Below are 24,077 nucleotides of genomic sequence, written 5' to 3'. Positions count from 1 at the left end.
TCAGTACGGCGAGTACGAGAACTCGGTGGGCACCGGGCAGGTGCATCTGTGGTTCGACCGGCCGGCCGGCGGGTTCCCGGCGCCGCGCCGCACCGACTCCTCGGACGATCCCTATCCCTACCCCTACTCGTCCTGACCTGCGGTTTCGATATCGTCAGGTGACGACCTCGCCCGCGTTCGCCCGACCCCGGGTTCCGACGTCCTCGCCGGAGCCCGGGGTCGGACGACGCCCGGCCGCCGTCCGGCCGCTCTCCACCCGTACCCGTTCGTTGTTCTCCTCTGTCATCTCATCTGGAAGGGGCCGTTGATGCCCGAGTACCGCAGGATCCTGCTCGACGGCGCCGCCACCCAGGTGCGCCGCGAGGGCGACGAGCTCGTCAGCGCCGACGGCCGCGTGGTCGGCGTCGAGGACGCCGTGCACCTGCCCCCGTCGGTCCCCTCGAAGATCGTCGCGGTGCACCTCAACCACCGCAGCCGGGTCGAGGAGTTCATGACCACCCTCCCCGACGCCCCCACCTACTTCCACAAGCCCACCTCCGCCCTCAACGGCCACAAGGGCGCCATCGTCCGCCCCGAGCGCTGCAAGTACCTCAACTACGAGGGCGAGGTCGCCATCGTCATCGGCCGCACCGCCCGCAACATCTCCCCCGCGGAAGCGGGCGACTACATCGCCGGCTACACCATCGGCAACGACTACGGCCTGCACGACTTCCGCGACACCGACGCGGGCTCCATGCTGCGCGTCAAGGGCTCGGACACCCTGTGCCCGCTGGGCCCCGGCCTGGTCACCGACTGGGACTTCCGCGGCAAGCGGCTGCGCACCCTGGTCAACGGCCAGGTCGCCCAGGACGGCTCCACCGACGAGATGGAGTGGGACATGCACTACCTCGTCGCCGACATCGCCCGCACCATCACCCTCTACCCCGGTGACGTGCTGCTGTCGGGCACCCCGGCCAACTCCCGCCCGGTCCAGCCCGGCGACGTGGTCGAGGTCGAGGTCGAGGGCCTGGGCACGCTGACCAACCACATCGTCACCGGCCCCGCGCCGATCCGCGACGACTGCGGCGCCCAGCCCACCGAGTCCGAGGAGGTCATCTCGACCACCTTCGGCGGCGACTGGGAGTTCCGCGGCATCCGCGCGCCCCAGCGCTAGACACCCTGACCGGGTTCGCGGCGTTTCACGGACGCCCGTCCCCTTCTCCGCTCCCGCGATCCCAGGATCGACGGGAGCGGTTCTCTTTTCCGCCCTTCGACGTCCTCCCCACGTCCGGCGATCAGGCCTCCGACCTCCTGGAGATCAGGGCCGCGACGCCGTCGACGATGCGTCCGAGTCCGAAGGCGAGGGCCCGTTCCGGATCGGAGTACGACTCGTACTCCCGGCCCGCCGCCTGACCGACGCGGGTGGAGACGGGGAACCTGGACGCGTCCATGACCTTGTCGAGCACGGTCGCGCTGGCCAGCCACCACTCGGCGTCGGTCATCCCGGTGTCGCTCTGGGCCTGGACCATGTTCAGCCGGATCCTGGCGGTGCCCTCGACGTGGGTCAGGACCAGTGTGAGGACGGCGTCCATCTCCAGGTCGGACAGCCCGACGCCCTCCAGGGTGCGCAGTTCGGCCTCGTACTTGAGCGAGGCGTTCGGGCCGAGGACCGGACGGGCGCCGACGACGTGCAGCAGCCAGGGGTGCCGTAGGTAGAGCTCCCAGTTGCGCGCGGCGACGAACTCCAGCGCCTCCCGCCAGCCACCCGGCTGTGAGGACGGCGCGTCCACGTCGTCGTAGAGCTGCCCGTAGGCCGTGTCGACCATGAGGTCGACCAACTCGGTCTTGCCCGGCACGTGGGTGTAGAGCGACATGGTGCCGGCCCTCAGCCGCTCGGCGACCTGGCGCATGGAGACGGCCTCCATGCCCTCCGCGTCGGCGATCTCGATGGCCGCGGCGACGATCGACCGGATGGTCAGCCCGGATCTGCCAGGCCTGCCGTGCGGCCCCCACAACAGGGCCAGGCTGCGCGCCGGATCGACGTCGGCACCCTTTCTTCCGCTCACGGGAACAGTCTCCAAACCTTCGACGTTGACCCCACTATAGTCGTTCAGTACGGTGTACGGTACGCCGTACGGAAAGCTGACCCGAGCGGAGGGACAACCGTGAGACCGGACGGCACAGGGCGTCCAGAGACAGGGAAGGTGTGCGCGAAAGACGTGAACATGACAGAGACCGAGATCGCGATCAGCGCGGAGGGCGTGCGCAAGAGCTACGCGAAGGCCCCGGAGGGGACGGGCCTGAACGGGTTCGACCTGCGGGTGCGGGCGGGCTCGGTCCGCGGGCTGCTCGGCCCGAACGGGGCGGGCAAGACCACGGCGGTGCGGATCCTGTCCACGCTGCTCGAACCCGACGCGGGGCGGGCGAGCGTGGCCGGGTTCGACGTCAGGACGCAGGCGCGGCAGGTCCGCCGCAACATCGGCCTCGTGGGGCAGTACGCCGCGGTCGACGAGGTGCTGACAGGCCGCCAGAACCTCGTGATGTTCGGGCGGCTGAACCACCTGTCCGCCTCGGCGGCCAGGAACAGGGCCGAGGAGTTGCTCGAACGGTTCTCCCTCTCCGGCAGCGCCGCGAGGCCCGTCGGGACGTACTCGGGCGGCATGCGCCGCAGGCTCGACCTCGCCGCGAGCCTCATCGTGGCCCCTCCCGTGCTGCTGGTCGACGAGCCGACGACGGGACTGGACCCCGGAGCCCGTCAGGAGGTGTGGACGGCGATCCGCGACCTGGCCGAGTCCGGCACGACCGTGCTGCTGACCACCCAGTACCTGGAGGAGGCCGACCGGCTGGCCGACCGGATCTCGATGCTCAGGGCGGGCAGGATCGTCGCCGAGGGCACTCCCGACGAGCTCAAGGCGTCGATCGGCGACGACTGGATCGACATCGTGCTCTCCGGGGCGGCGGACGCGGAGACCACGAGGGTCCTGGCCGCCGGGGTCGCCTCGGGCGAGCCCCGCACGGACGGTCCCGCCCACAGGGTCAGCGTCCCCGTCACGGAGCGCACCCGCGCCCTGGTCGAGCTCGTGGCCGCGCTGAACGACGCCGGGGTCGAGCCGGAGGACATCACGCTGCGCCGCCCGACGCTCGACGAGGTCTTCCTCAGACTCACCGGAGACGACCACGTCACGGGAGACGGCGGGGCCGTTCGGGACGGGCGCGCCGCCGTACCGGACACCGGCCCGGACACCGCCGTTCGAGACACCGGCCCGGACACCGCCGTTCGAGACACCGCCGTCCGCACGAAGGCCGTGCGCACGAAGAGGGGAACCCCGTGACGACCTCCGCCCACCCGCTTCCCTCCGGTTCCCCGCTGTCCTCGCTCGGCTGGGCGCTGGCGGACACCTGGACGATCACCAGGCGCGACCTGAGCCACTGGGCGCTGCGCCCCGGTGAGGTCGCCCTCGGCTGGTTCTTCCCCGTCATGATCGCGCTGATGTTCGGCGGCCTGTTCGGCGGCGCGATCAACGTGCCCGGCGGGGGCGGCTACTTCGAGTTCCTGATGCCCGGGATGTTCGCCATGACCGTGCTCTTCGGCCTGGAGACCACCATGATGGCGGTGACCACGGACGCCTCCAGGGGGGTGACCGACAGGTTCCGCTCGATGCCGATGAGCTCCCTGGCCGTCGTGTCGGGACGCTGCGTCGCCGACATGCTCAACTCCGTCGTCGGCCTGTCCGTCATGGTCGTCACCGGGCTGCTGCTGGGCTGGCGCTGGCACGGCGGACTCGCCTCCGCCCTCGCCGCCTTCGGCCTGCTGCTCCTGCTGCGCTTCGCGCTGCTGTGGGTCGGGATCTTCGCGGGCCTCGCCGTCAGGGGACCGGAGTCGGTGACGGCCGTGCAGATCCTGGTCTGGCCCGTCGGGTTCCTGTCCAGCGTCTTCGTCGACCCCGCCTCCATGCCCGGGTGGCTCGGCGCGATCGCCGAGTGGAACCCCCTGTCGGTCACGGCCACGGCGACCCGCGAGCTCTTCGCCGCCCCCGGCTTCGGCGGCGAGTCGTGGATCGCCCAGAACGCGATCCCCATGGCGATCGCGTGGCCGGCGCTGCTCATCGCCGTCTTCCTGCCGCTGTCGGTACGGAGATACGGAAACCTGGGGAAATGATCACGTGTTTCCAGAGCGCCGCCCGTGTGCGAGCCAAGCCGTATCGCATCCTGCTGGACGAGCCCGGTTCGCGACGGAACACCGTTTCCTCAGCGAGGGCGGAAGTGCCGCACCGGTGGATTCGAGCCGACGGCGGTGTGGCCCGCACGGACCGCGACGCCCCACGCCTACGACTGGAAGGCCCACTCGTCCCGGGGAATCTCATAGAACGTGTGGCCGGCCTCCAACCAGTCACGGTCGATGGGATGTCCGGTGATTCGGCCGATCAGAGTCAAGGCGGCGTCGATGCTGTCCTCAGGATCGGCACCGTCTTCGTATGCGAGGACAAGCCCCTCCATGTACGGGTCGAGCGCCTGACGATCAGGCCCCCTGCGGTCCTGTGGAAACGTGAAGTCCATTGAGACCAGGACGCGCCCGTCTTCTGCGTAGATCAGCCGCTCGTCGCCATTGGCACTCCATCCGATTCCAACCGCTCGCCCGCCCCCTGCGGACAGTGCCTCAAGCGCCGAATATCGAGTGCAGTCCAGACCGTTGAGCTGCAGGATCATTGTCCAGGTCCCGGCTGGGCCGATGAGGACCGCGTCTTCGTCGAAGTCGGAGTCCCCCTCTTCGCCCGTCAACTCGTCGATGGTGGTCGTGTAGGCGGTGTCAGGGTCAGCTCGAAGGCGACGCGCGACTTCCTCGGTGGTCAGGCCTTCGCACCAAGCCGCACGAAAGCCGAAATCCTCGTTGTCGAGGTCGTACTCGTCGAGGAGGTCGTAGAGGATCAAATCATCTGTCATGTGTTTTGCGCTGCCGTTGATCTGTCGCGTTCGCGGTTGGAGAGGCGGGTGATGATCCTGGCGAGGTTCCTCACACCCATACCCGCCTCGGCCAGTACGGCGAGCACGTTGTTCCAGGTCAGGCAGCACCGGGAGGCGACCCCACGCTCGGATCGAAGGAGCGGGCGCGAAGTTCTAGATCATCCCTGTCGCACAGTACAGCATCGACCCGCGCACGATTCCCGCGATCCAGTGCCGAATCGGCAACAAGGGTTGTCACCGCCGGGATGAATGTCGCGACCTTCCGGGAAACGCGACCTTCCGGGAAAAGAGGGGTCCTGGGCCGCACACCCACGCGGTTCCCGCAGACCGGGGAAGGGGAACCGCTCACATGCCGGTCCCCCGCCACCGGCGCCCGGTGCCCGGCCGGATCTCGCCTCGGCCGGGCACCACCTCCCCGCACACGTGTCCACCGTCAGGAACCCGTGCTCGAAACCCTGCTCACCACGCTGTGCCTGCACCGCACGGGCACCCCCTGACGGGCCTGGGCGCGCCCAGGCCCGCGACGCCGTCAGGCGTCGACAAACACGACCCGCGCCGCCGAAGGCGTCGCGATTACCTCGCGCGCTCGTAGACGACCTCGCCGTCGAGGATGGTGAGGTCGACCGGAATGGCCGCGAAGTCGTGCGGGTCGGCGGCGCGCAGGTCGCCGGCGAGGACGCACAGGTCGGCGACCTTGCCCGCCTCGACGGTGCCCTTCCACGCCTCGGCGAAGTCCTGGCGGGCCGGGTTGACCGTGTAGGCGCGCAGGGCGGTCGCCAGGTCCACGCACTGCTCGGGTCCGCTGACCTTGCCCGTCGCCTTGGACTCGCGCAGCATCATCGAGGCGACGGCCTGACGCCAGTTGGGCTCGGTGATCGGGGCGTCGGAGCTGGAGCAGACCGCCACGCCCGCCTCGGCGGCGGAGCGGACCGGCCACTGGTACTCCGAACGCGCCTTGCCGAGGATGTCGTCCATCATGTCGGCGGTCATCCACTTGATGCCGGGGTTCATGTTCACCGAGTAGCCGTGTGCGGCGAGCTTGGCGAGTCCCTCTGCCGAGACGAAGTCGCCGTGGATCAGGTAGTGGCGGGCGTCGGGGCGCGGGTGCACCTCGTTGGCGGCGACGAAGGCCTCGATGACGGCGTCGATGCCGCGGTCTCCGGTGACGTGCACGCCGAGCTGGTATCCGGCGGCGTGCGCGTGGCGGATCATCTCGCGCAGCTCGGCCTCCTGGAGGGCGGCGGTCGCGCCGTGCACGCACAGCGAGCCGTATCCTCCGGCGCTGCCGTACGGCTCGTGCATCCAGGCGGTCTCGTTCGGCGGGACGCCGTCGGCGAAGATCTTCACGCCGATCACCGCGAGCCGGTCCTGGTCCACGTCCTCGGGCACGCCCAGGTTCTCGAGACCGGCGACCAGGTCGGCCGCGGAGCCGCCGATCGCGGCGGGAAGCAGCAGGACCCTGACCCTGGCGGCCAGTTCTCCGGCCTGGGCCAGCTCGACGTAGGCCTCCAGCGACTCGGTGCTGAGGCCTCCGCCGAGGATCTGGGTGCCGCCGGGGCCGAGGCCCGGCTCGGTGTAGCTGGTGATGCCCTCGGCGTGCAGGGCCGCGACGGCCGAGCGGATGGCCTCCTTGCGCTGCTCCACGGTGGCCGGCGGGATCAGGCTCTGCACCAGGGACTGGGCGGCCTCCTTCAGGATGCCGGTCGGCTCGCCGTCCGCGCCGACGTCGATCACTCCGCCGGCGGGCGCCACGGTGTCGCGGGTGATCCCGGCGAGCTCGAGGGCCTTGGAGTTGACCCACAGCATGTGGGCGGAGAAGTCGGTCAGCGCGACGGGGTGGTCGGGGGAGACGGCGTCCAGGTCGCCGCGGTGTGGGCGGCGGGCGGGGTCGGCGAGGACCTCCCGCAGGTAGCCCACGTCCCAGCCGAGGCCGGTGATCCACTCCCCGGCGGGGGTGGTCTCCGTGGCCTGCCGTACGACCTCGACGATGTCGGCGATGGACTCCACGGCGGGGGAGCCGACGCTGAGCGCGAACGGCGGCCGGGTGAGGCCCCAGGCCGCGCCGTGCAGGTGCGAGTCGTTGATGCCGGGAAGGAGCGTACGGCCCGCGAGGTCGATCACCCGGGTGTCCGGCCCGGCCAGCGCCTCGATCTCGGCGGTCTCCCCGACGGCGAGGATGCGTCCGTCCCGCACGGCGACCGCCCGCGCGACGGAGAAATCGGCGTCGACGGTCAGGACGTCGCCGTTGACCAGGATCAGGTCCGCTGGGTGGGACATCGTCGGCCTCCAAGGTTCGTTTGAATGAATGTATGGACCCAAATGACCCTCCGTCAATGGCCGGTTTTGCAGCTCACGGCGTACAAGCCTTGCCAACGCCGACCCCCGCGACATATCGTTTGGGTCCAAATCTTCAGAACGACAGGCGGAGGCGCGGCTGTGGCGACCCCGAAGATGCTGCTGATCCTCAGCGAGAACTGGACGATGACGCCGGGCGACGACCTGGCCTCTGTCGTTCGCTGGGCCCGCGAGGCCGAGGACGCCGGGTTCGACTCGGTCATGCTCAGCGAGCACATCGTGCTCGGCCCGGACTCCGGCGCGCTGGGCGTGATGCCCAACCCCCGGGAGTACGCGCTGCCCGGCAACCAGGACCCTGCGACCTCGTGGCCCAACTCGATCGTACTGCTCAGCGCGATCTCCGCGGTGACGACCCGGATCCGGCTGGTCGCCGGGGCGATCCTGGCCCCGCTGCGCCACCCGCTGCTGCTGGCCAAGGAGATGGCCACGCTGGACCGGCTCAGCGAGGGCCGCCTGGTGGTGCTCCCCACGGTGAGCTGGAGCCGCGACGAGTACGCCGCCCTCGGCGTGCCGTTCGACAAGCGCGGCAAGCTGCTCGACGAGCACCTGGCCGCCTGGGAGCTGCTCTGGCAGGAGTCCCCCGCGACCTTCGACGGCGAGTACTACCCGTTCAAGGACGTCTACCTGGAGCCCAAGCCCTTCCGTCCCGGCGGCCCGACCCTCTGGTTCGGCGGCCAGACCCTGCACGGTCCCCTGCTGCGGCGCATCGTCCGCTACGGGCACGGCTTCAACCCGCTCGGCCGGCCGAAGCCCGAGGAGCTCGACCTGCTCGCCTCCGCGATGCGCGAGGCAGGCCGGGACATCTCGGAGCTGGAGATGATCGGCGGCACCCGCGCGATCTTCCCCGACAACGACTCGGTCGCCGACCTCGACCGGGCGCTGGAGACCATCCCCGACCAGATGGCCCAGGGCTTCGACACCTTCTGCATCAAGCCCTCCCAGTTCACCGACGACCCGCACGACGTCGCGGCCTTCTGCCGTCGGGTGATGGCCCGCGTCGAGTCCCTCACCAGCTAAGGAGACGCCATGGACACCCTGCGCAACGTGATCGGCGGGGAGAGCCGGGACCCCGCCTCCGGCGAGTGGATGGACCTCGTCGACCCGGCCACGGAGAAGGTCTACGGCCGCGCCCCGCGCTCGTCCGCCGAGGACGTCGCCGCGGCGGTCGCGGCGGCGACCGAGGCCGCCGGGTCCTGGCGGCGGAGCACCCCCGCCAGGCGGCAGGAGCTGCTGCTCGAGCTCGCCCGCCTGATGGAGGAGAACGCCGAGGCGCTGACCGACGCCGAGGTCCGCGCCACCGGCAAGCCGAGGGGCACGACCCGCCGCGTCGACGTCGGCGGGTCCGTCGACGCCGTCCGTTACTTCGCCGGAGCGGCCCGGGTCCTGGAGGGCCTCGGCGCGACCGAGTACGCCGAGGGGCACACCTCGTTCGTACGGCGGGAGCCGATCGGCGTGGTCGCCCAGGTGACCCCGTGGAACTACCCCCTGATGATGGCCGCGTGGAAGATCGGCCCGGCCCTGGCCGCGGGCAACACGCTGGTCATCAAGCCCGCCGACAGCACCCCCGGCTCGACCGTGCTGCTGGGCGAGCTGTGCGCGAGGGTGTTCCCGCCGGGAGTCGTCAACGTCGTCTGCGGCGACCGCGACAGCGGGCGGGCGCTCGTCGAGCACCCCGGCGTCGAGATGGTGGCCATCACCGGCTCGACCCGCGCGGGCATGGAGGTCATGAGGTCGGCCGCGGACGACCTCAAGGACGTCCACCTCGAACTGGGCGGCAAGGCCCCCGCGGTGGTCTTCGGAGACGTCGACGTCGCCGCGACCGCGCGTTCGGTCGCCGAGGCCGCCTTCTTCAACACCGGGCAGGACTGCACGGCCGTCACCCGCGTGCTGGTCGAGGAGAGCGTCCACGAGGAGTTCACCGCGGCGCTCGCCGAGGCCGCGGCGGCGCTGACCGTCGGCGCCCCCGACGAGGAGGGCGTCTACCTCGGCCCCTCGAACAACGCCGCCCAGGCCGAGCGGGTCGCCGCCTTCGTCGAGGGACTGCCCGAGCACGCCCGCGTGGTCACCGGAGGACGACGCCTCGACCGGCCCGGCTACTTCTTCGCCCCGACCGTGATCGCCGGGGTGCGGCAGGACGACGACGTCGTCCAGCAGGAGATCTTCGGCCCCGTGGTGACCGTCCAGTCCTTCGCGGACGAGCAGGAGGCCGTCGAACTGGCCAACGGCGTCGACTACGCCCTCGCCGCCAGCGTCTGGACCCGTGACACGGGCCGCGCCATGCGGCTGACCGCGGCCCTGGACTTCGGCGCGGTCTGGGTCAACTGCCACCAGGTGATCATCCCCGAGCTGCCGCACGGCGGCTTCAAGCACTCGGGAACCGGCAAGGACCTGTCGCGGTACGGCTTCGACGCCTACACGCGGATCAAGCACGTGATGATCAGCCACTCCTGACCCACGGGCCGGGAGACCGGTGGCGGGGCCCGGAAGCGAGACCAGGGCCCCGCCGCCGAAGCCTCCGGGACCGACGCCGCAGACCCCTGAAACACGAAAGCCCGTCTCGTCCCGCCCCACCGCGCCGCACCGCGAGAGGAGGCGAGCCGAGACGGGCGGCTCAAAAGGCCGCGACCGGCCCCGTAAGGACCGGTCGCGGCTTTCGTGCTTCGAGACCGGGTTTCGTGCCCAAGGAGTTCCGAAACCCGCTCAGAGGGGCCTGAGGTCCGCTCAAGGGACTTCGAACCCGCTGGAGACCCTGACCCACTCAGGGCGCCGAGCGTGCCCGCGAGCCCTTGCCCGGAGGGCCCACGACGACCCCCCACGAGTCGTCACAGGCCCTCCGGAGCCCGCCCCTGGCCGAATGGCTCACCCCATCGGCCGGGAGGGCGGCTCAGGGGCCTTCCGGGTTCACCACGTCGGCGTCGACCCAGAAGGGGGCGAGGAGTTCGCGCAGCCGCTCGGCGCCGACGGTGTCGAGCAGTTCGAGCGCGGCGACGTTGTCGACCAGCTGCTCCATCCGGCTCGCGCCGAACAGCACGGTGCTGACCGAGGGGTGCGTCAGGGTGAAGGCGACGCACAGCTGGGCCGGCGTCACACCCAGGTCGGCCGCGACCGCCCCGATGCCGTCGGCCGCCTCGATGATCCGCTCGCGGATGCCACCGGGGTCACGGCCGATCTCACGGGTCAGGTCCTTCTTGCCCGCGAGGATGCCGCCTTCGAGGACGTCCGAGGCCTGCATGGTGATGCCCTCGGCGAACACCTGCGCGAACGGAGCGCCGTCCGGGATCGACCTGCGGCACGGGCTGTACTTGAGCTGCGCGATCTGCGGCCCGGGCGAGCCCGCGGCGATGGCGTGGTCGCGGATCGTCCTGATCGCGGTGGCGGACCAGTTGTTCACGCCCCAGCACCCGATGATCCCGTCGACCTCCAGTTCCGCGAGGTCGACGGCGAGCCTGTTCAGGTCGAGGTCGTCACGGCGGATGTCACCCAGGATGACCATGTCCGCCCTGTCGGTCCCGACCCTGAACAGCGCCTTCTCGAGCTGCTCGCGCAGCGACATCTCCGGGTACGGCTCCAGCCACAGCTTCGCCGACAGCAGGTACTCGTCCCTGGCGATCCCCGCCGCCCGCACGATCGCCGAGAACAGCACGTCGGTGAAGACCGGCGGGTGTCCGGGGAAACCGTAGACGCCGACGTCGAACAGGTTGATGCCCAGGTCCACGGCGTGGCGGACCATGGCCACCGCGTCCTCGAAGGCCATCCGGTCGTAGGTGTGCCAGGACCCCAGCGACAGGACCGAGACGTCGGGACCGTGGGTCCCGACCCTGCGGAGGGGAACCACCTTCTTAGGCGTGGACATCGAACTCCTCGATGAATATGTGAATGGCGGTTAGGGAAGCCACGGGTGAACGACGGCCTTGACCTGCTCAAGGCGCGACATGGACTCCAGCGCGGCCGAGGCCCCGCTGAGCCCGACGGGCTCGCTGAACAGCTCGTCCCAGGGGAAACGCGTCTGGGTCGAGCGCAGGAACTCGATCGAGTCGTAGTAGTCGCCGATGTCGCCGTTGAGCGACCCCAGCACGTTCAGCTCCTTGCCCATGATGGTGCCCAGGGCGATCTGGTCGGGGCGGGGACCGGTGCTGCCGACGATGACGAACGTGCCGCCCCACGCGGCCAGGTCGACGGCCTCGGCGCCCACGCCGGGCGCGCCCGCCAGGTCCAGCACGAGGTCCGCGCCCTTGCCGCCGGTGGCCTCCATGACGGTGGCGCGGCGGCTGTCGGCGTCGCCGTCCAGGCCGATCGTGACGTCCGCGCCGAAGCGCTTGGCCAGCTCGAGCCTGGAGTCGGGCGCGCCCACGGTGATGACCGTGCCCGCACCCGAGGCGCTGGCGATCGCGGTGGCGACGATGCCGAGCGCTCCGGCTCCCTGCACGAGGACGTTCGCCCCGAGGCGGACGCCTCCCGCGCGGTCGAAGGCGTGCAGGACCGTCTTGACGGCGCAGCCCGCGCTGGCCGCCCAGGTGTCCTTGACGTCCTCGGGGAGGATGTACTTCTGGGCGGTCGGCGTGACGTAGTCGTACTCGGCCAGACCGGCGGTCGAGTGCGGCCACCGGTCCGACCTCTGCAGGAACCCGTAGCCCCTGTTGGAGCAGGCTACGGGGTTGCCGATCACCGTACAGCCGTAGCAGTAGCCGCAGGTGGACTCCGACCAGCCGATCCGGGCGCCGACCTCGACGGGGCGTCCCAGGGCGTCGACGGTGCCCGGCCCGACGGCCACGACCGTTCCGATCATCTCGTGGCCGAGGACCATCGGGAGCATGCCGGGGAACGACATGGCGCCGCTCCAGATGTGCACGTCCGTCGCGCACAGCGTGGCGCAGTCGACCTTGACGATCGCACCGCCGGGCTCGCACTGCTCGGGGAGCGGAAGCTCCTCCAGGACCAGCGGCTCCCCGTGGGCCCGAAGGACAGCGGCCCGCGTGGATGTTGGAACTGACATACGATGATCTCCGATTCGCTATCTGCTGTGAGCGGTGTCCCAGACCTCGTTACGGCTGCGCCACCACAGCAGCACCAGGATCACGAGGAAGGGGACGACCCCCCGGTACTTCTGGATCTCGTCCAGCGACGCGGCGAAGCCCTCCAGGAGGCCCATGAGCACGCCGCCCGCGAGCGTCAGGGGCAGGCTCCTGAAGGAGCCGACCATCGCCACGGCCAGGGCCGTGGTGACGAGCCCGCTCAGCGTGGAGAAGTCTCCGCCGAGGCGGGGCGCCACCAGGAGGATCACCAGCGTGCTGATCGCTCCGATGGCGACCCAGACGGCGATGGCCAGCCGAGGCGCCGGGATGCCGACGACCTGGGCGCTGGCCGGACGCTCCGACAGGGCCTGCAGACGCAGGCCCACGGACGTCCGGCTCAGCAGCAGCCCGACCCCCACGGTGATGAGCGCCGCGAAGGCGAGCGAGACCAGCACCGACTGGGGTACCACGACGTCGCCCAGGGTGAAGGCGGGTGCGTCGAACACGGTCGGGAACCGCCTGGCCCCCGTCGACGTGCTGCCGAACAGGCGCAGGCCGATCGCCCCGATGGCCACGAAGAGGGCCACGGTGACGGCGGCCTTGGTGCGCTCGTCGTGCTCGCCGAACCAGCGGACGAGCCCCGCGCCGATCAGGCCGGACAGCAGGGCGCTCGCCGCGGCGCCGATGACCAGCGCGAGCGGCCAGGGCAGCCCCGCGTCCGTCAACGACACCATGATGAAGGCGCCCATCGTGCCCACGCCCGCCATGGCGAAGTTGACCACGGCGACAAGCCTGTAGGTCAGCACGACACACAGGCCGAGCAGGGCGTAGACGCCACCGCTTGTCAGGCCCGCGACCACGGAATTCAACATCGGACACCCACCTCCTGGGGCTCCTTAAAGATCAGTTCTTGCCGGGGACGATGAAGCCCTCGGGAAGAACCTTCCACTTGCCGGCCTCGACCTTGACGAACCGGCTGCCCTGGATCGGGCTGTGCGCCTCGCCGGGACCGAAGATCCACGGGGTGCCGACCATCGGGTAGTCGATCGGCTTCATGTTCTTGAAGGCCTCGGTGACGGACTCGCGGGTGATGTCACCCTTGATGGTCTTGAGCACCTGGACGAACAGGTCGGCCGCCATGACGCCGCCCTGGCTGAACGCGGTCTTCTGGATCTTGTTCTCGTCGATGACCTTCGCCCAGCGGTCGTTGCCGGGGAGGGTCTCGTCGGTGTAGGGCTGCCACTCGGTGCCCGCGTAGACGTTCAGGCCGTCCGGGATGGCCTGGGCGTTGGCGTCGGTGTAGCTGTTGGCGGCCACGATGAAGTCGACGTCCTGCATGCCCTGCGTCTTGGCCTGGGTGAACCACGGGCCGACGGTGGCGTTGTACAGGATCGCCTGGCAGCCCGCGGCCTTGGCCTTGACCAGGTACGGGGTGGGGTCGCCCTGGCCGACCGAGGTGTCCTTGACGGTGAGCTGCTTGCCGGTGAGGTCGGTCCACTCCTTGATGGCGGCGTCGATGCCGCCGCCGCTGCCCGGCAGCACGGTGTAGTACATGCACACCTTGTCGCGCTTGAGGGTCTCGGAGGCGTAGTAGAGCATCGCCGTGATCAGCTTGAACGGACCCGGGTTCACCGGGGCGATGTTCGGGCTGGTGAAGCAGGCGGGGTCGACGCCGATGGCCGGCATGGAGATGATGCCGGCGTTGGTGTAGGTGGCGCGGTTCAGACCACAGTCGACGGCGCTGGAGGAGCCGACGAGCGCCACGACCTTCTCCGACTCGAGGAGATCCAGGGCGGCCTCGGTGGACCGCTGCGGGTTCATCGCGTCGTCCTTGCTGACGAGCTCGAGCTGGCGGCCGTTGATGCCGCCGTTCTTGTTGACCTCGTCGAAGACGGCCTTGACGGCCTGGGGAACCTCCGGCGTCTGGAACAGACCGGTGACGCCGTTGATCGAGCCGATCTTGATGGGGCCGTCGGCCGATCCCGCGTCGCTGGAGCAGGCCGCGCTGGCCACGGCCAGGGCGGCGACCGCCACGACGCTGGTGAGGGAACGCTTCATTACTGCACTTCCTAGGGCTGGGGGAAGAGGGGGGGTGGGGGTGGGGTAGGGGACGGTTGGACGGGGACGGTCAACCCAGGGGGACGTCAGCGGTGCCGAGGTAGGCAGCCATGACAGCCGGGTTGTCGAGGACTTCCTCGGTGCTTCCGGACGCGATGACGTGTCCGAAGTCGAGAACGGTCACCTGTGCGCACGCCGCACGGACCAGCTCCATGTCGTGTTCGACGAGGAGGATGGAGACACCGAAACGGGAGGGCACCTCGGCGAGCCTACGGCCAAGCTTGAGCGACTCGGCAGCCGACTGCCCCGCAGCGGGCTCGTCCAGCAGCGCGACCTTCGGCTTCGCGGCGATCGCGGCGGCCACGTCGAGCAGGCGACGGGTGCCGACGTCCACGATGGAGACCGGGACGTCGCCGGGCGGGCAGTCGAAGAAGTCGAGCAGCTCGTCGGCCTCCTCCTTGGACAGCTTCCGGTTCGCGCCGATCGCCAGGTACTCGTACTGGGTCAGCTCGGGGGCGATCACCGTGGTCTGGAAGGTGCGGCGCAGGCCGCTGCTGGCCCGGACGCTCGGGGTGAGCTTGTCGAGCGACCTGCCCTCCAGCTCGACCGTGCCCTCGTAGCCGTGGAGGAAGCCGCTGACCGCGGCGATGAAGGTGGACTTGCCCGCGCCGTTGGGGCCGATGAGTCCGACGACGCCGCCGGAGGGGACGACGAGGTCGATGTTGTCGAGCGCCACGACCTCTCCGTACTTGACGGTGAGGCCACGGACGCTGAGGCCGGGCTTGTCGCTCGCCGGGGCGGGCTTCGGCACCAGGGGGACGCCCGCCGGGGCGACGGCCTGCTCCTTCGGCTTGTCCGGGAGGCTCTCGAGCATCTTGCGCGCGGCCGCCTCCCTCTTGCGGGCCCTGGTGAAGTCGGTCTGGCTGACGCCGCTGCGCAGGGCGAAGATCGCGGTGAGGCCGAACAGGATGCCGCCGAGGTCCTGGGGCAGCCTGAGCTTCTCCAGGATCGTCGCCATCACCGCGCCGAAGATGCCGCCCATGAAGGCGCCCTCGGGGTTGTGCGGGCCGATGAGGATGGCCACCGCGAAGAGCGCGAGCGACTGTCCCATGGCGAAGTTGCTCGAGACCACGAGGCCGAGCTGGCCGGCCATCAGGCCGCCGCCGATGCCGGCGATGAAGGCGCTGAGGGCGAACGCGGCGAGCTTGCTGCGCGCGACCGAGATGCCGTGCGCGGCGGCGGCCCGCTCCGAGTAGCGGATCTCCAGCCAGGACATGCCGAGCCTGGTCCGGTTGAAGATGGCCAGACCGATGCCCAGCACCATGAAGACGATCACGACCAGGACGAAGTAGCCGCCGTTGGTGGCGAACAGGCTGGGCCGCTGGAGGGTCTTCAGCTCGGTGGTGCCGGGGAACTGGTTGGCGTTGAGCACGATGTCCGCGGCGACCGCGAAGCCGAAGGTGACGACGGCGAGGTTCACGCCGCGGATGCGCAGGGCGGGAAGCCCGATCGCCACACCGACGGGGACGGCCGCCAGACCGCCGATGACCAGCCAGACGATGAAGCCGCCGGGCGCGTCGGCCAGGTTCAGCCTGAGCACGACCCACGCGCCGATCGCCGCGAAGGACATCTGACACAGGGACATGACACCGGCCCTGCCGACGATCACGCCGTAACTCTGCATGATCACCGAGCTGACGACCGCGGTGATCGCGAGATAGACCCAGTACGCCGAGAGCACGTTGGGCACGATCACGCAGGCCGCCGCGGCGACGGCCACGGCGATCCCCCACGAACGCTTGTCGATCATGTTCATTTGTTCTCGCCCCCTGCCTCGACGGCGGCGTCCGTGGGCATGGCGCCGAAGTAGAACTCGTGCAGGCGCTCGGAGTCGCCCCTGATCTCGTCGCAGAGGCCGTCGAACACGACGCGGCCCTTGCGAAGCACGTAGGCGTTGGCGCCGATCTCCAGCGCCAGGTTCGCGAACTGCTCGATGAGCAGGACCGCGATGCCCAGGCCGACCAGATCCTTGACCGCGTGCATGAGGCGGCGGACCACCACGGGCGCCAGACCCAACGACATCTCGTCGATGAGTACGATCTTGGGATCGGAGATCAACGCGCGTCCGAGCACGAGCATCTGCTGCTCGCCGCCGGACAGGTGACCAGCCTGGAGGGTGCGACGCTTCTTCAGCTCGGGGAAGAGCTCGTAGACCGTCGCCATGTCGCCCTTGCCGGCGCGGGAGACGAGCAGGTTCTGCTCGACGGTCAACGTGCGGAAGACCGTACGAGCCTGCTCGACGTACCCCAGGCCCGCCTGGGAGCGCTTGTAGATGGGGAGCTTCTCGATCGGGGCTCCGGCGAGCTGGATCGTTCCCGAGGTCACGGGAGCCAGCCCGGCGATGCCGTCCATCAAAGTGGTCTTGCCGGCGCCGTTGGCCCCCAGGACCACCGTGACCGTACCCGGCGCGACGTTGAGGGAGACGCCGTGGACGATCGGGGTCTCACCTCGGTTGATACTGACGTCCTTCAGGGAGAGGACTTCGCCGCTCATTGAGCGCCTTTCACATAGGCGGACCGCAGTGCCTCGTTGACACAGTTCTTGACACCGCTGACCTCGGCCAGCTCGACGGCCAGGGGGCCGAAGAAGCCGTGGATCATGCCGTCGAAGATGACGAGCTCGACCTGGTTGCCGGCGTCTTCGAGCGCCTTGGCGTACTCGACGCCCTCGTCACGGAGCACGTCGTACTCGGCTTCGAGGATCAGCGCGGGGGCGAGGTTCGACAGGTCCTTCGAGCGCAGCGGCAGAAGGTAGGGGTCGTCGAGGTCGCTCGCGTTACGGGGGTACTGGCTGAAGAACCAGTCCATGCCGTCTTTGGAGAGGAAGTACCCCTCCGAGTAGTCACGGTACGATGCGCGCCCGTCGTCGGGGTGCCCCAGCACCGGCGAGATGAGCACCTGCAGGGAGATCTCGGGCCCACCGAGGTCACGGGCCTTGAGGGCGGTGACGGCGGCCAGGTTGCCGCCCGCGCTCTCGCCGCCGACGGCGATGCGCGACGGGTCGACCGAGAGCCCCTCGGCGTTGCCGTGGACCCAGAGCAGCGCGGCGTAGGCGTCCTCGGCGGCGGAGGGGAAGGGGTTCTCCGGCGCGAGCCGGTAGTCGACGGAGACGACGACGGCGTTGGCTCCGACGCAGGCCGCGCGGCAGGCGACCTCGTTCTCGTCGAGGGAGCCGATCGTCCATCCGCCACCGTGGAACCAGACGAAGGCGGGGAAGGAGCCTTCGCCCTCAGGGGTGTAGACGCGGACCGGGACGTCTCCGGCGGGGCCGGGGAAGGCAGTGTCGACAACATCGCCGACCGGCTGAAGATCGTCGGGTATCGTCCAGGCAAGGCGGAATCCCTCGCGCATCGCCGCCACGTCAAGCTCGGGGGCCTCGCCCTGGTCCTGAACGCCGTTGCGGTCGATTATTCTCTGCGCCTCGGGATGCAGGGGCATGGGGTTACCTCCGGGGGCCCGAGTGCCCTCCCTGAGGTTCAGGCACTCGCAAATCGTATCCGATTCCATGTACGTTATGCGGGTCCAAATGACGTGTCTAGTGTGATGGTGAAATGTTGCCTAACGATTCGAGGCATGACGCCGCTCCGGCGGACGTGGTCATGACCGGCGGCAAGGTGCACACCGTCGACGTCGCCGACACTTTGGCGGAGTCGATCGCGATCACCGGTGGCCGGATCACCCGAGTCGGAACAGAAGATGAAATTTCATCTCTGATCGGACCCGGCACCCGCGTCATCCCGCTGCGAGGAAGATCGGTCCTTCCGGGGATCAACGACTCCCACCTCCACGGCGTGTGGCTCGGCCAGATGTGGCCGTCCACCCTGATGGAGCAGATGGCCGGCGGCCACGACCACCACGGAGGCGAGCCCGCGGCCCGCCTCGAGACCCGTGAGGCGCGACGCGGCGCGATCCTGCGCACGGCGGAGCTGCTGTCCTCACTGGGGATCACGAGCTACACCGAGCCCGGCCTCGGCCCGGGCGAGGACGAGGGGGCGACCGGCTGCTTCGGCTCGGCGGCGCTGCGCGACTACGCCGACCTCGCGGCCGAGGGACTGCTCACCACGCGGGTGACCGCCCTCATGCTGTTCGGCGAGCTCGACGGCGCGAGCTCCCTGTCCGGGGTGCTGGAGGGGCTGCGCGACTTCGTGCCGCCCGCGGACGTGCCGGGCTGGTTCCGCGTCGCGGGAGTGAAGATCTTCGGTGACGGCATCCCGCCGATGCGCAACGCCTGGATGGACGAGCCGTACACCGACGGCACGCACGGGGGTCTGCTGGTCGAGGGAGACTCCGAGGCCGAGCGCGAGGCGGCCCTCATCGCGATGATCGACGCGGCGCACGCGGCCGGGCACCAGGTCGCGGTGCACGCGACCGGCAGCAGGACGACCAGGACGGTGGCGAACGCCTTCGGCGCGGCCGTCGCCCGGGACGGCCGGGACGCCAGGCACTACATCATCCACGGCGACGTGATCTCCTCCGCGACCCTGGCGACGATGGCGGCTGCCGGCGTCGGCCTGAACACCCAGGTCGGAATCCCTGTCGCGACTGAGCATATGTTGCTCGGCGCACTGGGTGCGGACATCCTCCCCCAGACGTGGCCGACCCGTGACGCACTGGTCGCCGGGGTGAAACTCTGCCTCAGTTCGGACTCGCCCGTGCTCACCCCCGACTGGCGGGTCGGCGTCGCCCAGGCGGTGACCCGGCGCGGCCTGGACGGCGGCGTCCGCGGGGCCGCCCAGCGTCTGGCCCTCGCCGAGGCCCTGCGCGCCTACACCATCACCCCCGCCTGGCAGGACGGGGCGGAGTCGTGGAAGGGGTCGTTGGAGGCCGGGAAGGTCGCCGACCTGTGCGTCCTCGACGCCGACCTGCTGGACGTCGAGCCTGACGCCCTCCCCCAGGTCCCGGTCGCCCTGACCATGGTCGACGGTCGCGTCGTCCACGAGATCTGAGGACGGACACGACGTCCGAGCGCATCGGGAAAGCACTGTGGACCGGCCCGCGGAACGCGGGCCGGTCCTTCTGCTGCCGGTCAGAGCAGGAATCAGGCCTTCGCCGGGGCGTCCGTTCCCCACGAGGCGTCGGGGGAGACCACGTCCCTGTCGATCCACAGGCCCTCCACCGCGGAGCGCAGCTCGTCGCCGTGACGCTCGAGCAGGTCGAGAGCGCCCAGGTTGTCGTCGAGCTGCTGGCGGCTGCTGGCGCCGAAGAGCACGTTCGCCGCGGCGGGGTGGGTCAGGGTGAAGGCGATGGCGAGCTGGGCCGGGGTGGCCCCGAAGCTCTCCGCGACCCGCTGGACCTCGGGGAAGGACTCACGGATCCGGTCGCGGATGCCGCCCGGGTCGGCGCCGATCTTACGCTGCGGGTTCAGCTTGCCCGCGAGGATGCCGCCCTCGAAGACGTCCGAGGCCTGCAGCCCGAGGCCGCCCTCGGTGAACAGCCGGCCGTACGGCTCGCCGTCCGGCACCGAACGCCGGGCGAGGCTGTACTTGAGCTGGGCGAAGGACGGCGGCTCCATGCCCTCGGCGACGGCGAAGTCCCGGGCGAGCCACAGGTCGTCCGCCGACCAGTTGTTCACACCCCACGTCTCGAAGCGCCCCGCCCTGACCAGCTCGGCCACGTCGGTGACGACGGCGCGGATGTCCAGCTCGCCGAAGAAGTCCCCGACGACGACGGAGTCGGCCCTGTCGGTGCCGATGCGCGACAGCGACGTCTCGATCTGCTCGGCGAAGGACGACTTGGGGTACTCCCAGAGCCAGAGCTTGCCGCACAGGAGGTAGTCCTCCCTGGCGACGCCCGCCTCGACCACGGCCTTGCCGAAGATGATGTCGGTGACGGCGTTCTCCGCGTGCGGGCCGAAGTTGTAGTGGGCCACGTCGAAGAGGTTGACGCCGCGGTCGACGGCGTAGCGGATCAGGGCTACGGCGTCGTCCGTCTCCATGCGGTCCCACGTGTTCCAGGACCCGAGACCGAAGACGGGGACCAGGGGGCCGCGCTCACCGAGCCGACGCCGGGGGACCTGACCTGAGAACTCCACCGAGAACCTCCGATGTCGATGTGCGACCCCTGGTCGCTGCCTGGTAAATCGTATAGTATTCCTAATATTGTTTGGAATCAAAGGAGCGCATCGCATGTCGCCTCACCCGGACAGCACCTCGTCCGCGAGCCCCTCGAAGATCGTGGATGTGGCCATCGGCTATATGGCAGCCAAGCAGCTCTTCGCCGCGAGCGAAGCAGGTCTGTTCGCCGCGCTGGCCGAAGGTCCCGCGACGGTCGCCGAAATCTCCGCCCGCACCGGGCTCCCCGAGCGCACCGCTCGGATCCTCGCCGACGCGATGTCGAGCCTCGACCTCCTGACCCGCGCCGACGGTGTCTACACCAACTCCCCCTCCGTGGCACGCTACCTGGCGGGCTCGAAGGACGACGTCGACCTGCGCCCCTTCCTGGGCTTCCTCGACGCCATCAGCTACGGCCACTGGCTCGGCTTCGGCCAGACCGCCCGCACCGCCCTGCCCGGCAACCTGGACATCTCCGGTGACCGCCTCGGCACCTTCATGAGCGGCGTGATGACCTACAACGCGCTGCACGCCAAGATGCTCGCCGAGAACTTCGACTTCTCCCCCTTCAAGAAGGTCCTGGACTTCGGCGGCCTGTCCGCCTCCTTCCTGAGCGAGGCCCTGGCCGCCAACCCCGAGCTGAACGGCACCTTCTTCTCCGGCGGCCCGCTCGTCGAGTCGGCCAAGGGCGTGCTGGCCGAGGCCGGCCTGGGCGACCGCATCGAGGTCGTCGAGGGCGACATCCTCGAGGGCGACATCCCCACCGGCTTCGACCTGGTGCTCCTCGAGCACGTCGCGCACCGCTACGACGACGAGCAGAACAAGCTCATCGCCAAGCGGGCCCGCGAGGCCGCCGCCCCCGGCGCCAAGCTCCTGCTGCTCGACTTCTTCCTCGACGGCGACGAGAACCAGCGCGCCATCGACGCGCTGCACGCCGGCGAGTACCTCGTGATCGACGGCACCATCGTCTACCCCGAGGACCAGGTCCGCGGCTGGCTCACCGACGCCGGCTGGGAGCCCGTCGAGACCCGCGCGCTGCCCGGCAGCCCGCGCATCATCATCGCGGAAGCCCGATGAGCACCACCGGACGCGTCGTCCTGGTCACCGGTTCCGCGAGCGGCATCGGCAGGGCCATCGCCGAGGCGTTCGCCGCCGCCGGTGACCGTGTCGTCGTCGCCGACGTCAACCGCGCCGCGGCCGACGAGGTCGCCGCCGAGCTGGGCGCGCTGGCCGTCACCCTCGACGTCACCGACCCCGAGACGGTCGCCGCCGCTCTCGACGAGGTGACCGAGAAGCTCGGCCCGGTCGAGGTCCTGGTCAACAACGCCGGACTCGTCGCGGGCGGCGGCACGCTCGTCGACCTCCCCTTCGAGGTCTTCGACACGGTGGTCTCGGTCAACCTGCGCGGCACCTTCACCGTCACCAAGACGGTCGCGGCACAGATGATCAAGAACGGCAACGGCGGCGCCATCGTCAACATCAGCTCGATCGGCGCCCGCCAGCCGACGCCGGGCCTGGGTCACTACGAGGCCACCAAGGCCGCCGTGGACGCCCTCACCCGGACCAGCGCCATCGAGCTGGCCTCGTACGGCATCCGCGTCAACGGCGTGGCCCCGGGTCCGGTGTACACCCCGATGACGGCCGGTCTGATGGAGAACCCGGAGGCGCGGGAGGCCTGGGAGTCCCGCATCCCGCTCCGCAAGATCGCCACGACCGCGGACATCACGCCGCTGGTGCTGTTCCTGGCCTCCTCGGCCGCCGGCCACATCACCGGCACCGTGGTCCAGGTGGACGGCGGCCAGCTGCTGGTGTGACCCGAAGACAACGAGGCCCGGCGCGCCGTGGGGGGGCGCCGGGCCTCGTTCTGTGTTTGGGGTACCGATGTCTGGGCTGGGTCTCTGTTCGGGCTGTCCGGGCTCAGCTACATGCGAAGTCCCCCGGACAGGCTGAACGTGTCCGGGGGGACTGCTTTTGGCTTGGGCGCGCCGGTGGCTGAGGGAGGAGTGAGGGAGCGCAGCGACTGAACGACGAGTGAAGACACCGGCATCGAGGGCGCCCAAGCCACGCGGCGCCGCCAGGCGCCGCAATCAGACATGTGCGTTGTGGAGGGCCTCCGCGGTGGCGATCTTGTGGGCGCAGGCGACCCGTTCGATCTCCGCGTGGTCCGCGCCCTTCGCGATCAGGTCCAGCATGTGCTCGTGCTCGACCACGGAACGGCGGGCCCGCCCGGGGACGTAGGTGAAGGTCGAGCGCCGCATGTGGTCAAGCCTCGCCCACTCCGACTCCAGCAGGTTGGCCAGGTGGTCGTCCGGGCAGTACTGGTAGATCGAGAAGTGGAACTTCCGGTTGAGCGCGGTGAAGGAGGTCGGGTCGAACTCCTCCAGCGCCTCGACCATGCGGGCGTTGATGTCCCTCGACACCTCGATCTGCTCGGGCGTCATGAGCGGGGCGGAGATCGCCGTGGCGTATCCCTCGAGACGGGCCAGGACGTTGAGCGTGTGCTCGACCTGGGTGGAGTCGAAGACGGCCACGCGCGCGCCGATGTTGCGCACGACCTCGACGAGCCCTTCGGACTGCAGCCTGCGCACCGCTTCGCGCAGCGGGATCGTGCTGACCCCGGTCTCCCTGGCCAGCTGGTCCATGACCAGCCGGTAACCAGGGCCGTACGTGCCGTCAAGGATTCTCGAACGCAGCAGCCCGTAACTGATCTCGGCCTTCGACTCCTTGGCCTTGGTGGGCTTCTTGACGACTCTCACCGGTGTCCCCTCACTCTTCCCGGGCCGGTGACCGTCTCCCCGACGGTCACTGACCCAGGGCCCTCACGACGGTGCCGCGGAACTCGGCACCGGCGAGCGCGCCGAAGTGGTCACCCGGAACGGTGATCAGCTCGGCTCCACCCACCAGATCGACGATACGCTCGATTCCCTGCGTCATCATGTCGTCCTGGCCGACCACGAAGACAGGCGGGGTCTGCACGGGCCACGCCTTCGGCTCGAACGGGGTGGAGGCCAGGCCCTCGACGACCAGCGCGAGGCCGGGCGCGTGCTCGGGGCCGCGGGAGCCGACCAGGCCCGCGATCATCCCGGTGAACGGGTCCTCGGGCTGGACGCCCTCGGCGACCGCCTTGCGCAGCGCGGCGATGTCCACCATGGAGAACGGCTCGACGGGGCTGAGGCCGCCGAGGACCACCTTGCGCACGCGGGCCGGGGCCTCCTCGGCGACCGCCCAGGCGAGCCGGGCGCCCAGCGAGTAGCCCGCGATGTCGAACGTCTCGACGCCCACGCCGTCCAGCGCGGCGAGGATGTCCTGCGCCTGCGCCGGCGCGCCGGTCTCGGCGGCCGAGGCGGGAGCCGGGCTGTCGCCGTGCCCGCGAAGGTCGACCACGACGACGGTGCGGCCCGCGTCGTTCAGCGCGGAGACGGTTCCGGGCTCGACCCAGTCGCCGTTGCCACTGGAGGCGATGCCGTGCAGCAGAAGCACGGGCGGCAGGTCGACGGGACGGTCAGAGGGGAAAACGCGGGTGGCCAAGCCCTGTCGATCCTGCATCGGTGGCGCACTCCTTGAAGAGTATTTTCACATACGATTTCTTATCGTAGTGTACG

The 24,077-nt window shown here is 70.0% G+C and carries 21 protein-coding genes; 8 read left to right on the top strand and 13 right to left on the bottom strand.

Annotated elements, in window-relative coordinates; translation table 11 throughout:
* The first annotated feature begins 307 nt into the window (after positions 1 to 307).
* Positions 308 to 1,153, top strand: a complete 846-nt coding sequence (locus tag PKF00_RS42495; protein ID WP_271223464.1) for a fumarylacetoacetate hydrolase family protein — start codon at positions 308 to 310, stop codon at positions 1,151 to 1,153.
* 121 nt (positions 1,154 to 1,274) lie between these two features.
* Here the strand turns inward: PKF00_RS42495 and PKF00_RS42490 are convergent, their stop codons facing one another.
* Positions 1,275 to 2,045 (bottom strand): TetR/AcrR family transcriptional regulator, encoded by a 771-nt coding sequence (locus tag PKF00_RS42490; protein ID WP_271223463.1) that lies wholly within the window; start codon positions 2,043 to 2,045, stop codon positions 1,275 to 1,277.
* 159 nt (positions 2,046 to 2,204) lie between these two features.
* Between PKF00_RS42490 and PKF00_RS42485 the strand changes: the two genes are divergently transcribed.
* Positions 2,205 to 3,311 (top strand): ATP-binding cassette domain-containing protein, encoded by a 1,107-nt coding sequence (locus PKF00_RS42485; RefSeq protein WP_271223462.1) that lies wholly within the window; start codon positions 2,205 to 2,207, stop codon positions 3,309 to 3,311.
* Entirely contained in the window at positions 3,308 to 4,138 is an 831-nt protein-coding gene (locus PKF00_RS42480) for an ABC transporter permease (protein WP_271223461.1), read from the top strand. Before PKF00_RS42485 ends, PKF00_RS42480 begins: the two co-directional genes overlap by 4 nt.
* A gap of 167 nt (positions 4,139 to 4,305) precedes the next feature.
* Here the strand turns inward: PKF00_RS42480 and PKF00_RS42475 are convergent, their stop codons facing one another.
* Complete coding sequence (locus tag PKF00_RS42475) at positions 4,306 to 4,920, bottom strand: DUF6461 domain-containing protein (protein WP_271223460.1); 615 nt, start codon at positions 4,918 to 4,920, stop codon at positions 4,306 to 4,308.
* 594 nt (positions 4,921 to 5,514) lie between these two features.
* Positions 5,515 to 7,218, bottom strand: a complete 1,704-nt coding sequence (locus tag PKF00_RS42470) for an amidohydrolase (protein ID WP_271223459.1) — start codon at positions 7,216 to 7,218, stop codon at positions 5,515 to 5,517.
* Between the two features lie 159 nt (positions 7,219 to 7,377).
* On the opposite strand from PKF00_RS42470, the gene PKF00_RS42465 reads away from it, so the two are divergent.
* Positions 7,378 to 8,313 carry a TIGR03619 family F420-dependent LLM class oxidoreductase gene (locus PKF00_RS42465; protein ID WP_271223458.1) on the top strand — a complete coding sequence of 312 codons (936 nt, stop codon included), beginning with the start codon at positions 7,378 to 7,380 and terminating at the stop codon, positions 8,311 to 8,313.
* Between the two features lie 9 nt (positions 8,314 to 8,322).
* Positions 8,323 to 9,747, top strand: a complete 1,425-nt coding sequence (locus tag PKF00_RS42460) for a gamma-aminobutyraldehyde dehydrogenase (RefSeq protein WP_271223457.1) — start codon at positions 8,323 to 8,325, stop codon at positions 9,745 to 9,747.
* Positions 9,748 to 10,180: 433 nt separating this feature from the next.
* Here PKF00_RS42460 and PKF00_RS42455 read toward each other — a convergent pair whose 3' ends face one another.
* The 7 genes from PKF00_RS42455 to PKF00_RS42425 all read right to left on the bottom strand — a co-directional run bounded on the left by PKF00_RS42455 (position 10,181) and on the right by PKF00_RS42425 (position 17,863).
* Entirely contained in the window at positions 10,181 to 11,149 is a 969-nt protein-coding gene (locus tag PKF00_RS42455) for an aldo/keto reductase (protein ID WP_271223456.1), read from the bottom strand.
* Between the two features lie 30 nt (positions 11,150 to 11,179).
* Complete coding sequence (locus tag PKF00_RS42450) at positions 11,180 to 12,289, bottom strand: zinc-binding dehydrogenase (protein ID WP_271223455.1); 1,110 nt, start codon at positions 12,287 to 12,289, stop codon at positions 11,180 to 11,182.
* A gap of 18 nt (positions 12,290 to 12,307) precedes the next feature.
* Positions 12,308 to 13,180 (bottom strand): branched-chain amino acid ABC transporter permease, encoded by an 873-nt coding sequence (locus PKF00_RS42445; protein ID WP_271223454.1) that lies wholly within the window; start codon positions 13,178 to 13,180, stop codon positions 12,308 to 12,310.
* 31 nt (positions 13,181 to 13,211) lie between these two features.
* Positions 13,212 to 14,366, bottom strand: a complete 1,155-nt coding sequence (locus PKF00_RS42440) for an ABC transporter substrate-binding protein (protein ID WP_271223453.1) — start codon at positions 14,364 to 14,366, stop codon at positions 13,212 to 13,214.
* Between the two features lie 70 nt (positions 14,367 to 14,436).
* A complete protein-coding gene (locus PKF00_RS42435) occupies positions 14,437 to 16,176 on the bottom strand; it encodes a branched-chain amino acid ABC transporter ATP-binding protein/permease (protein WP_271223452.1) in 1,740 nt (579 codons plus the stop codon).
* 2 nt (positions 16,177 to 16,178) lie between these two features.
* Positions 16,179 to 16,919: an ABC transporter ATP-binding protein gene (locus PKF00_RS42430; protein ID WP_271223451.1), complete on the bottom strand. Its 741-nt coding sequence runs from the start codon at positions 16,917 to 16,919 to the stop codon at positions 16,179 to 16,181.
* Complete coding sequence (locus PKF00_RS42425) at positions 16,916 to 17,863, bottom strand: alpha/beta hydrolase (RefSeq protein WP_271223450.1); 948 nt, start codon at positions 17,861 to 17,863, stop codon at positions 16,916 to 16,918. Before PKF00_RS42425 ends, PKF00_RS42430 begins: the two co-directional genes overlap by 4 nt.
* A 113-nt stretch (positions 17,864 to 17,976) precedes the next feature.
* Here PKF00_RS42425 and PKF00_RS42420 point away from each other — a divergent pair, with 113 nt between their 5' ends.
* Positions 17,977 to 19,371, top strand: coding sequence for an amidohydrolase (locus PKF00_RS42420; protein ID WP_271223449.1), 1,395 nt, complete (start codon positions 17,977 to 17,979; stop codon positions 19,369 to 19,371).
* Between the two features lie 92 nt (positions 19,372 to 19,463).
* On the opposite strand, the gene PKF00_RS42415 is transcribed toward PKF00_RS42420, so the two are convergent.
* Positions 19,464 to 20,456: an aldo/keto reductase gene (locus PKF00_RS42415; RefSeq protein ID WP_271223448.1), complete on the bottom strand. Its 993-nt coding sequence runs from the start codon at positions 20,454 to 20,456 to the stop codon at positions 19,464 to 19,466.
* Positions 20,457 to 20,550: 94 nt separating this feature from the next.
* Between PKF00_RS42415 and PKF00_RS42410 the strand changes: the two genes are divergently transcribed.
* Entirely contained in the window at positions 20,551 to 21,552 is a 1,002-nt protein-coding gene (locus PKF00_RS42410) for a methyltransferase (protein WP_271223447.1), read from the top strand.
* Positions 21,549 to 22,289 (top strand): SDR family NAD(P)-dependent oxidoreductase, encoded by a 741-nt coding sequence (locus PKF00_RS42405; RefSeq protein WP_271223446.1) that lies wholly within the window; start codon positions 21,549 to 21,551, stop codon positions 22,287 to 22,289. The genes PKF00_RS42410 and PKF00_RS42405 overlap by 4 nt, the downstream gene beginning before the upstream one ends.
* A 273-nt stretch (positions 22,290 to 22,562) precedes the next feature.
* Here the strand turns inward: PKF00_RS42405 and PKF00_RS42400 are convergent, their stop codons facing one another.
* Positions 22,563 to 23,231 (bottom strand): GntR family transcriptional regulator, encoded by a 669-nt coding sequence (locus PKF00_RS42400; protein ID WP_271223445.1) that lies wholly within the window; start codon positions 23,229 to 23,231, stop codon positions 22,563 to 22,565.
* A gap of 46 nt (positions 23,232 to 23,277) precedes the next feature.
* Entirely contained in the window at positions 23,278 to 24,021 is a 744-nt protein-coding gene (locus PKF00_RS42395; RefSeq protein ID WP_271223444.1) for an alpha/beta fold hydrolase, read from the bottom strand.
* Positions 24,022 to 24,077: the final 56 nt, after the last annotated feature.

It is taken from the genome of Streptosporangium carneum (assembly GCF_027922005.1).
GTDB lineage: Bacteria > Actinomycetota > Actinomycetes > Streptosporangiales > Streptosporangiaceae > Streptosporangium > Streptosporangium carneum.
Note: the sequence above shows the minus strand (reverse complement) of the source record. Positions and strands in the feature narration are given on the sequence as shown.